The sequence below is a fragment of the Streptomyces sp. NRRL F-5135 genome (assembly GCF_000719775.1).
GTDB classification, from domain to species: domain Bacteria; phylum Actinomycetota; class Actinomycetes; order Streptomycetales; family Streptomycetaceae; genus Streptomyces; species Streptomyces hebeiensis.
In genome coordinates this window covers 1-593 of sequence record NZ_JOHR01000065.1, presented here as the reverse complement: position 1 = coordinate 593, position 593 = coordinate 1, and the positions used below count along the sequence as shown (strand labels likewise).

Annotated in this window: 1 protein-coding gene; it reads left to right on the top strand. The window is 54.8% G+C overall.

Annotated elements, in window-relative coordinates; translation table 11 throughout:
• Nucleotides 1-23: 23 nt before the first annotated feature.
• The coding region (locus IG02_RS0135515; protein ID WP_030757781.1) for a replication initiation protein at nt 24-593 on the top strand (570 nt) is incomplete at its 3' end.

The following is a 593-nucleotide window of genomic DNA, read 5'->3' as shown; positions in this document are numbered from 1 at the left end:
CAGTGTCCCCTTATACACAATGAATGTCGAACGTGGCCTCACCCCCAATGGTTTACAAAAGCAATGCCCTGGTCGAGGCCGCGTATCGCCTCAGTGTTCAGGAACAGCGGATCGTTCTGGCCTGTATTAGCCAGGTGAAGAGGAGCGAGCCTGTCACCGATGAAGTGATGTATTCAGTGACGGCGGAGGACATAGCGACGATGGCGGGTGTCCCTATCGAATCTTCCTACAACCAGCTCAAAGAAGCGGCCCTGCGCCTGAAACGGCGGGAAGTCCGGTTAACCCAAGAGCCCAATGGCAAGGGGAAAAGACCGAGTGTGATGATTACCGGCTGGGTGCAAACAATCATCTACCGGGAGGGTGAGGGCCGTGTAGAACTCAGGTTCACCAAAGACATGCTGCCGTACCTGACGGAACTCACCAAACAGTTCACCAAATACGCCTTGGCTGACGTGGCCAAGATGGACAGCACCCACGCGATCAGGCTTTACGAGCTTCTCATGCAATGGGACAGCATCGGCCAGCGCGAAATAGAAATTGACCAGCTGCGAAAGTGGTTTCAACTGGAAGGCCGGTATCCCTCGATCAAGGAC